Here is a 9,962-nt window from a genome sequence, read left to right on the forward strand (position 1 = left end):
CCGTGGCACGTCGACCGCAACAGCGTTTTACTGAAGAAGACTTTGAATCCCTAGATGGACGTGCGAGCAAAACTGAACAAAAAAAAGCAGTGCAACGTATGGCTGCTTTGGGCGAACAATTGGCTGAATTGAGTGTTAAGCAAATTCAGAAACTTCCAGTTGAAGAACGCTTGATTGATGCTTTACTTGATGTACGTTCGATTACTTCGGGAGAAGCTCGTCGTCGTCAATTTTTACGTATTGGTAAATTGTTGCGTAATGAAGATGAGGCAATGATTTTGTCTTATTTAACACCGCAGCAGGGTGCGAAAAAAACTGCACAATTGCAGCGCTGGGTTGATCGTATGATTGCACAGGGTGAACCTGTGATTAAAGAGTTCATGAAAGCACACAATGCAGCTGAACATCATCCAATTCGTCAGCATCTTTTGCGTATTCAGCGTGACATCACTAAACAAATGCCTGAAGAACAAATTGCCGCTTCTAAGTTGAAATTGTTTAATTATATTCAACAAGTTGCGTTAATTTCAGATAATTGATTTGTACGATTTGTAGAATAAAAAAAGCGACCTGTTCAGGTCGCTTTTTTATGTGTGGTGTTTATGAAAAAGTCGCATTTTTCAATGAAATACGACTCTCAAAAGAGGTTAATTAAACTCACCAACAGCACGTTCTTTTGCCCAATCACGTAGAACGAATTTTTGCAGTTTTCCTGTAGATGTTTTTGGAATTTCCGTAATTACCACATCTTTTGGCACTTTAAAGCGTGCGAGATGTTGTTTACAGAATTCAATCAGTTCTTCAGGTGTCGCTTCTTTGCCTGTTTTTAATTCAATAAATGCACACGGAACTTCTTGCCAGCGTGGATCAGGCTTGGCAACTACCGCCGCAGTTAATACTGCAGGATGTTGGTATAGAATTTCTTCTACTTCAAGTGAAGAAATATTTTCTCCACCCGAAATGATGACATCCTTAGAGCGATCGGTGATTTTTGCATAGCCATCAGGTTGGCAAACGGCCAAATCACCAGTATGGAACCAGCCACCTGCAAATGCTTCAGCAGTGGCTTCAGGGTTTTTCAAGTAACCTTTCATGACAATGTTGCCACGGAACATGATCTCACCCATGGTTTGACCATCATGTGCAACAGGTAGCATCGTTTCAGGATCAATGACTTTCATACCATCTTGTAGTGGGTAAGGCACACCTTGGCGTGAGTGTAATTGAGCTTGCTCTTGAATCGAAAGGTCAGACCATCCAGCCTGAGAAGCACATAGCGCAGAAGGGCCGTAGGTTTCAGTTAAACCGTATACATGTGTGACATTAATGCCGATGTTGCGCATGCCTTCAATAATCGCAGCGGGTGGTGCAGCACCAGCCACCATGACTTCAACACGGTGGTCAATTTTGGTCTTTTTATCTTCAGGTGTGTTGATTAGCATTGAAAGTACGATTGGTGCACCACAGAAATAATCAACTTTATGCTCTGCAATTAGTTTGAAAATCAATTCAGGGTCGACTTTACGTAAACAGATATTGGTACCACCATTGGCAGCCATGGTCCAAGCGAAGCACCATCCATTGCAATGGAAAAGTGGTAAAGTCCAGAGATAGGTCGCACGAGGTGTCATGCCACACGCAATAATGTTACTCGCTGCATTAATGTAAGCACCACGGTGATGATACACCACACCTTTAGGATTACCTGTGGTGCCTGAGGTATAGCTTAAGCTGATAGCATCCCATTCATCACCTGGAAGATGCCATTCAAAGTTTGCATCACCCTGTGCAAGCCATTCCTCAAACTCAATTTGCCCAATCGTATTTGCAGTACCTTCGTATTCAACATCTGCAACATCAATGATAAAAATTTCTTGATCGATCAAAGCCAAAGCTTCGGTGGCAACTTGAGCAAATTCAGGATCGACTAATAATACTTTACTCTCAGCGTGTTCAAGCATGAAAGCAATGGTTTTCGCGTCTAATCGTGTGTTTAAGGTATTCAGTACAGCACCTGCCATGGGAACGGCGAAATGTGCTTCAATCATTGCAGGGACATTGGGAAGTAAAACCGAAACGGTATCATTTTTACCAATACCCAATTGTTGAAGTTGGTGTGCAAACTGACGGCAACGGTTATAGGTTTCACGCCATGAAATATGACGATTACCATGGATAATGGCATCCTGATCTGGATAAATATATGCCGCACGCTCTAGATAACGTAGAGGTGAAAGTGCAACAAAATTCGCCGGGGTCCGTGGCAATTCATCGTATGCGCTAACCATTGTAGTACTCCAAGTCCATGTATATTTGTTTTAAGCTACTGTCACAATAAGGCAGTCATGCCATGTCTTGCATTTATGCTTTAGTCGAGTGTTTGCACTAAAAATTTAATTATTTGATTTTTATAGCTATAAAATATTAAATAGCAGCAAAAGTGAACTGTTTGGTTCTAAAGTTTGATTTTAAAGCTTAAATAAATTAGCTGAAAAGTGATCAAGTTTAAATGTAAAAATTGACTGATTTTGTAAGTTGTACACAACAAACAATATATGTATTTAATGAATAAAGCTCTAGGATTAAATAAAGAGTGTAAATGAAATATAAGCTGGTTTAAATTTTAAAAAATATTGAAAAACTTAATGAAAAATATAAGAAAAAAGTCACATGAATAACTTTGTAATAATCTATTACTACACTTAGTCATACATTTGATCTGATCAAAATTTGATTGACGATCATTATTTTAAACGGCATAAATGAAAAAATATCGATGCATTGATTCGTCCTATTTTAGGAAAATGATTGCTGGACAATAATCAAAAAATAAAAACAATAAACAGTTCGTACAGTGGGGTATATCATGACGGTACAGCGAGCAATTCATTGGCAAAATTGGTCGGGCTCATTTTCTGCGACGCCAAAATTTGCACAACCGCAAAATATATTTGAACTACAGGGATTGGTTAGGCAGAACAAAAAAATTCGTGTTGTGGGAGCAAGTCATTCCTTTAATGGGTTGGTACAAACGGATGATCTGTTAATCAGTTTGGAGCAGATGAAAGGCATAACCGACATTGATGAAGAGCGCTGTCAGAGTACGGTACAGGGGGGGGACGCGCTTATCAGATCTTGGAGAAAAGCTGGCAGTTTTCGATCAGGCCTTAATAAATCAAGGAGATATTGACCGACAAAGTTTAGCCGGTGCAATTGCGACGGGAACGCATGGGACAGGTTTAGAACTGCCGTGTTTGTCAGCATTGGTACATGGTTTTGATCTGTTAACGGCACAAGGTGAAATTCTTCAGTGTAATTCAGTAAAAAACAATGAAATCTTCTATGCAGGCCGCGTGGCGATGGGAAGTTTTGGAATTTTGACAAAAATTCAAATGCAAAACCGCCCGATGTATAAACTTAAAGAACAAACACGATTATGTGCCCTTAGCGTATTGATGCAACACATGCAGCAGTGGCAATATCAACATCGACATATAGAGTTTTGGGCATTTAGCCATGCCGATCAAGTGATCTTAAAAACTTTAGATGAAACTGAGGAGGATTTAATTGCTCGACCGAATGAATGGGTCGAAGAAGATGTACTCTTAAATTTTTGTGCTGAATTGACACGGCTTTGTCCAAAGCTAAATCCATGGCTGCAAAAATTTTTAGGTGTATTTATTCAACCTGTAACTGTGGTGGATTGGTCGAGTCGTATTTTTCCTTCGGTTCGGAATACCAAGTTTAATGAGATGGAGTACCAAATACCTTTACAGCACGGTCTGCAATGTTTTGAAGAAGTGTTATATACATTGAGACGCCATAAAGCGCCGATGTTTTTTCCGATTGAATATCGTTTGGTGCGCGGAGATGATATTTGGCTGAGTCCTTTCTATCAGCAAGATTCTGTTTCAATTTCCATACACCAATTTTATAAACAAGATTATCAAGCTATTTTTAAATGGGTTGAGCCAATTTTACTTAAATACGGTGGCCGACCACATTGGGGCAAAATTCATAGCCTACAGGCGGCGCAGTTAAGAACGTTATATCCGAAATGGGATGAGTTCATGCAGATTAGACAGGAGCTTGATCCAACACAAAAGTGGATTAACCCTTATTTGCAAAAATTATTTTTTGAATAATCTGGAAGATAAGATATTAATAAAGATATTGGAGCATATGCATGGATGCATATTATCAACAATTGAATACCTTGCTCAAACACATTGGTACAGGTATGCCCCAGTTAATCGTGGATGTTGCCGCATTAAATCACAACTTGGTGATCACTCAGCAGCAAATACCACACAGTCTGCATCCGCGCTTGGTGGTGAAATCCTTGGCATGCATGGCATTGCTTCAACATTGTGCTACACAGCTCAAGACACAGCGTTACATGCTGTTTCATTTTGCACATCTAAAAACACTTTTCGAGTCGATGCCGCAAGCTGATGTGTTGTTTGGAAAACCGATGCCGATTCAGGCCTTGAACCATACAGACAAGGCGTTTTTGCAGGCAACTCAATTGCAAGTGCAATGGCTGATTGATAGTGAACAGCGTTTAGGCCAATACCTAAAATTTGCTGAGCAGCATCAACTGTGTCTACGTATTAATATTGAAATCGATGTGGGGCTACACCGTGGTGGCCTGAAAACCATCAATGAGCTAAAGGCTATTTTGGATGTAATCGTTCGACATCCTCAACATTTAAAATTTTCAGGATTGATGGGCTACGACGCACATGTGGCGAAGATTCCACGACTGATTCAATCTGCTGAACAGACTTATCAACTGTCACAGCAAAGTTATCAACAATTCAAAGATTATTTACAACAGCGCTATCCGTCCTTATGTGATGAACACACCTGTTGGAATGGTGGTGGTAGTCCTAGTTTTAGTTTTCATTGTCAGCAGAGCGTCTGTAACGAAGTCTCATTTGGTTCGATGCTGTTAAAACCCGCAGATTTTGAACTGAAAGCTTTGCACGCTTTTCAAAATGCCTTGTGGATCGCCACACCTGTGCTAAAAGTGTTATCGCGGACAGAATTACCGCAGTTAGAATGGTTAAGTCGTTGGGCAAAATCTCAGGCTGTGTTTATTTATGGAGGTTATTGGCGAGGGAACTATGTTTATCCTCAAGGCAGTCAGCCCCATGGGTTATATGGTCGTAGTAGTAATCAGGAACTTGTGCAAATTCCACAGACAAGCAGCATAGAAGTGGATGATTATGTTTTTTTTCGCCCTGCGCAAAGTGAAATGATTATCCCTCAATTTGCACAGCTTTGGTGGTACCAAGCCGATCGACTCATGGCCTTCGAGACGTTCAGAGAATAAAAAGAGCCCGTTTGGACTCCTTTTTTAGGCTCAATGATTTTGAAAAAAAGCTCAGGATTTGAAGCTTAATCAAATCCACCGTAGTGAATACCAGTGAGGTTCGACATTTCTTTTTTCCATGTGGTCAGATCATCTTTGCAGAATTGATTGAGATGATGATGTCCGCAGGCACGTGCCATGACTTGCATCAGTTCAACGGATGCATTTAGAAAATTCGCCAGTTGTTGTGCCGATTTGTCTATTTCTAAACGACGACGTAAATGATCTTGTTGCGTGGCGATGCCAACAGAACAATCATTGGTCTGACAGGCACGCATACCTAAACAGCCAATGGCTTGCATGGCAGAGTTTGAAATCGCGATGGCATCTGCTCCCAAAGCCAGTGCCTTAATAAAGTCAGCGGGTACACGAAGTCCACCTGTGATCACTAAACTAATATCTGACCGTCCTAAACGGTCTAAATGACGACGCGCACGTGCCAGTGCAGGAATGGTTGGAACAGAAATATTGTCACGGAATAGCGTAGGTGCTGCACCTGTACCACCACCACGGCCATCTAAAATAATGTAATCGACACCAATGGCGATAGCCGCATCAATATCTTTTTCAATATGCTGTGCAGACAGTTTAAAGCCAATCGGAATACCGCCAGTTTCTTCGCGGATATAATTCGCAAAGTCTTGATATTGAGACAGTTCCGTCCAGTCAGGGAAGGTCGCTGGTGAAATTGCTGCGGTGCCTTCTGGTAATTTACGCACTTCTGCAATCTTACCAACCACTTTATGGCCTGGCAGATGTCCTCCCGTACCTGTTTTTGCAGCTTGACCGCCTTTAAAATGAAAGGCCTGACACTTTTTAACTTTTTCGATGTCATAGCCAAAACGACCCGATGCAAGTTCATAAAAATAACGTGAGTTGGCCACTTGTTCCTCAGCAAGCATTGCCTGTACCTGCAAGTTCAGCACCTGTTGCAAGGGCAACTTTGGCTTCTTGAGATAACGCACCAAAACTCATATCTGACACAAACAGGGGGATTTTGAGTTTTAAGGGGTTTTTAGCATTTGGGCCAATTACCACTTCGGTTGCTACGGGTGCATCATCTAACAATGGAATTTTCCACAGTTGTGCGGTGATCAGTTGAATGTCCTCCCATTTCGGGAGTTGATTGAAAGGCACGCCCATGGCAGCTGTCGGGCCATGATGTCTAAATTTACTTAAGCCATTGCGTGCAAGTTCCAAGATCAATTTATTATGTGGTTCTTCAGGTGCGGGTGCCGAATCTGCATATAAACCTTGGTATTGATCGCGTTTATACTGCTGTGGATTTCTTTTCTCCCACGCTTGAATTTCTTCAAGATCGACATACACCTGATCGCCTTCCACCCACGCTTTAAATTTTTGCAGATTTTTATTCAGATAACGCGGGTTGATGCCAGTTTTATAAATATAGTGCGAGCCATGCAGCCCACAGACGATTTTATCCCCTTGAATATGGGCATCGGCCATAAGTGCGCCGCGATGCTGACAGCGACCATACATGACCACAACTTGTTCTGCATCATCATCTTCAAGCCTTAAGACCATAAGATCGACATTGACTGCGAGCGCATAAGCGGGTTGGAGCGGTTTTAAACTCGACCAAGATATAAGTGAATGTGCTTGTATGATACCTGCCTAAATAGAGATTTCAGTGGGTATAGGTGTTCGAAATTCGGAATAATTTTATGAATTAGAACGTGATTATTATGTTGATAGCATAAAGTGCATTTCGGCTGAAATCTGCTTGAATTATCAGGAGTCTTGTAAAAGGCGGTAGAAAAATCAACTTCCATGGGATTAGAGGTTTATTAAAGTTGGCAGGGCGTGTAAAATTTAGGTCGAAATTTATTTATCCACCGTTTTTATCTTTTGAGGGATTCCCTCGATCATAATCTCGCGGTGATATGCTCTATTGTACGGGGCATCACTCCTTAAGGATTTTCTATGCCAATTATCACTTTGCCAAATGGCGATCAAAAAGAATTTGATCATGCCGTATCTGTGATGGAAGTTGCTCAAAGCATCGGTCCTGGTCTTGCAAAAAATACAGTTGCAGGTCGTGTAAACGATCGTTTAGTAGATGCATCTGATCTGATTACCGAAGACGCAAGCCTTCAAATTATCACGCCTAAAGATGAAGATGGTATTCATATCATTCGTCACTCTTGTGCACATTTAGTGGGTCATGCAGTTAAGCAACTGTTCCCAGAAGCAAAAATGGTAATTGGTCCTGTCATTGAAGAAGGTTTCTACTATGACATTTGGATGCCACGTCCATTCACTTTAGATGACATGGCAGCGATTGAAGAGCGTATGAAAAAGCTCATCGATCAAGATTATGATGTCATCAAAAAAATGACACCACGTGACGAAGTGATCAAAGAATTCACTGCACGTGGCGAAGAGTACAAACTCCGTCTGATTGAAGACATGCCTAATGAAACAGAAATGGGCTTGTACTATCATCAAGACTACTTGGATATGTGTCGTGGTCCGCACGTTCCAAATACTAAATTCCTAAAATCATTCAAACTGACTAAAATCTCTGGTGCTTACTGGCGCGGTGATGCGAAAAATGAACAGTTACAACGTATTTACGGTACAGCGTGGGCAGACAAAAAACAGCTTGCTGCTTATGTAAAACGTATTGAAGAAGCTGAAAAACGCGATCACCGTAAAATTGGTAAAGCACTTGATTTGTTCCATATGCAAGAAGAAGCACCGGGTATGGTGTTCTGGCATCCGAACGGTTGGACAATTTACCAAGTTCTTGAACAGTACATGCGTAAAGTTCAACAAGCGAACGGCTATGAAGAAATTCGTACACCGCAAGTGGTTGATTTCACGCTTTGGGAAAAATCTGGACATGCTGCAAACTATGCAGACAACATGTTTACGACACATTCTGAAAACCGTAACTACGCAGTAAAACCGATGAACTGTCCTTGTCACGTACAAGTGTTCAACCAAGGTTTAAAATCGTACCGTGATCTTCCTGTACGTCTAGCTGAGTTCGGTTCATGTCACCGTAACGAACCATCTGGTTCATTGCACGGTATTATGCGTGTTCGTGGCTTTACTCAAGATGACGCGCACATTTTCTGTACCAAAGAACAAATTGGTACTGAAGTAGCTGACTTCATTAAATTGACTTTAGATGTTTATAAAGACTTTGGTTTTGAAGAAGTTCAAATGAAATTGTCGACACGTCCAGAAAAACGTGTGGGTGATGACAAACTTTGGGATATGGCAGAAAAATCTTTGGCAGATGCTTTAGATGCTGCTGGTCTTGAATGGGAGCTTCAACCAGGTGAAGGCGCATTCTACGGTCCGAAAATTGAATTCTCACTGAAAGACTGCTTAGGCCGTGTATGGCAGTGCGGTACAATTCAATGTGACTTTAACTTACCAGAACGTCTTGATGCATCTTATGTAACTGAAGATAACGATCGAGATCAACCAGTTATGTTGCATCGCGCAATTCTTGGCAGTTTCGAACGTTTTATTGGTATACTTATCGAACACTACGCTGGCTTTATGCCACCTTGGTTGTCACCAATCCAAGCATGCGTAATGAATATTACAGATTCACAAGCTGAGGCAAGTGAGTCAGTCGTCGCTAAACTTAAAGAAAACGGTATTCGTGCTATTTCTGACTTGAGAAATGAGAAAATCGGCTTTAAGATTCGTGAACGCACATTAGAGCGTATTCCATACTTATTGGTACTTGGGGACCGTGAAGTAGAGGAAGGTACTGTAAACGTACGTACACGCTCTGGAACAAATTTGGGTACTATGTCTATCGATGCTTTCGTTGACCTAGTAAAAGCAGCCGTTGCCGAACGCGGCCGGTACATTGTGGAGTAACAGCGATTAAACAGCCTGACCGTAATCAACAGGGCGGTAACAAATCAAACCGTCCTGCCTTGAATGATGAAATTCGTGCAAAAGAAGTCCGTCTTGTAGACGAAAATGGCGAGCAAAAAGGTATCGTAAGCTTAGCAGACGCCGTGCGCGCTGCAGAAGCTGTTGATCTTGACTTGGTTGAGATCGTTGCCAATGCTGAGCCACCAGTTTGTAAAATCATGGACTTTAACAAGCATTTGTTTGACCTTAAGCAAAAGCAAAAAGAAGCGAAGAAAAAACAACATCAAGTACAGGTGAAAGAAATCAAGCTCCGCCCGGGTACTGATGTTGGTGATTACAACGTAAAACTACGTGCAATCATCAAGTTCCTTGAAGAAGGTAACAAGGTGAAAATCACCCTTCGTTTCCGTGGCCGTGAAATGGCGCACCAACAACTGGGTCTGGCTCAATTGCAAAAAATTGAAGCTGACGTGGCTGAATTCGGTACTGTTGAACAGATGCCGAAAATGGAAGGCCGTCAAATGGGTATGCTACTTGGACCGAAAAAGAAAAAGTAAGCACTCATTGAGCGAAAAAGCCCTGCAATTGCAGTAATGCCAGTCAGTTAAGCAAAAAAAGTTAAAATGCTGTAAAAAGAGCGTATGTAAATACGCTCTTTTTTTATGAATTTATCTCAGAATCTAGATTTAACATTAAAACAAACCCTACCTTCACTTTC

General features: G+C 41.4%; 7 protein-coding genes and 1 pseudogene. 5 read left to right on the forward strand and 3 right to left on the reverse strand.

Annotated elements, in window-relative coordinates; all coding sequences use genetic code 11:
- The first annotated feature begins 2 nt into the window (after positions 1-2).
- Entirely contained in the window at positions 3-539 is a 537-nt protein-coding gene (yjgA, locus tag FTT84_RS10225) for a ribosome biogenesis factor YjgA (RefSeq protein WP_067763490.1), read from the forward strand.
- A gap of 108 nt (positions 540-647) precedes the next feature.
- Here the strand turns inward: yjgA and FTT84_RS10230 are convergent, their stop codons facing one another.
- Positions 648-2,288, reverse strand: coding sequence for an acyl-CoA synthetase (locus FTT84_RS10230; protein ID WP_180081126.1), 1,641 nt, complete (start codon positions 2,286-2,288; stop codon positions 648-650).
- A 578-nt stretch (positions 2,289-2,866) separates the two neighbouring features.
- Between FTT84_RS10230 and FTT84_RS10235 the strand changes: the two are divergent.
- A pseudogene (locus tag FTT84_RS10235) lies at positions 2,867-4,145 on the forward strand (D-arabinono-1,4-lactone oxidase).
- 41 nt (positions 4,146-4,186) lie between these two features.
- Complete coding sequence (locus FTT84_RS10240; RefSeq protein WP_180081127.1) at positions 4,187-5,338, forward strand: alanine racemase; 1,152 nt, start codon at positions 4,187-4,189, stop codon at positions 5,336-5,338.
- A gap of 65 nt (positions 5,339-5,403) precedes the next feature.
- Here FTT84_RS10240 and FTT84_RS17935 read toward each other — a convergent pair whose 3' ends face one another.
- Together FTT84_RS17935 and FTT84_RS18245 are read right to left on the reverse strand one after the other, a co-directional pair.
- Positions 5,404-6,294, reverse strand: a complete 891-nt coding sequence (locus FTT84_RS17935) for an FMN-binding glutamate synthase family protein (protein WP_218949724.1) — start codon at positions 6,292-6,294, stop codon at positions 5,404-5,406.
- Entirely contained in the window at positions 6,269-7,006 is a 738-nt protein-coding gene (locus tag FTT84_RS18245; protein WP_373685012.1) for a Rieske 2Fe-2S domain-containing protein, read from the reverse strand. Before FTT84_RS18245 ends, FTT84_RS17935 begins: the two co-directional genes overlap by 26 nt.
- Before the next feature lie 315 nt (positions 7,007-7,321).
- Here FTT84_RS18245 and thrS point away from each other — a divergent pair, with 315 nt between their 5' ends.
- Both thrS and infC read left to right on the forward strand, forming a co-directional pair.
- A complete protein-coding gene (thrS, locus tag FTT84_RS10250; protein ID WP_180057520.1) occupies positions 7,322-9,244 on the forward strand; it encodes a threonine--tRNA ligase in 1,923 nt (640 codons plus the stop codon).
- A 5-nt stretch (positions 9,245-9,249) separates the two neighbouring features.
- A complete protein-coding gene (infC, locus tag FTT84_RS10255) occupies positions 9,250-9,801 on the forward strand; it encodes a translation initiation factor IF-3 (RefSeq protein WP_180081128.1) in 552 nt (183 codons plus the stop codon).
- The last annotated feature ends 161 nt before the right edge of the window (positions 9,802-9,962 follow it).

This window comes from Acinetobacter sp. YH01019 (assembly GCF_013420285.1).
Classification (GTDB): Bacteria; Pseudomonadota; Gammaproteobacteria; order Pseudomonadales; family Moraxellaceae; genus Acinetobacter; species Acinetobacter gandensis.

What these genes read in the sequence shown, in the direction of transcription:
- thrS (WP_180057520.1), top strand. Translation starts at nt 7,322, where the DNA reads ATGCCAATTATCACTTTGCCAAATGGCGATCAAAAAGAATTTGATCAT.
- FTT84_RS10240 (WP_180081127.1), top strand. Translation starts at nt 4,187, where the DNA reads ATGGATGCATATTATCAACAATTGAATACCTTGCTCAAACACATTGGT.
- FTT84_RS10230 (WP_180081126.1), bottom strand. Translation starts at nt 2,288, where the DNA reads ATGGTTAGCGCATACGATGAATTGCCACGGACCCCGGCGAATTTTGTT.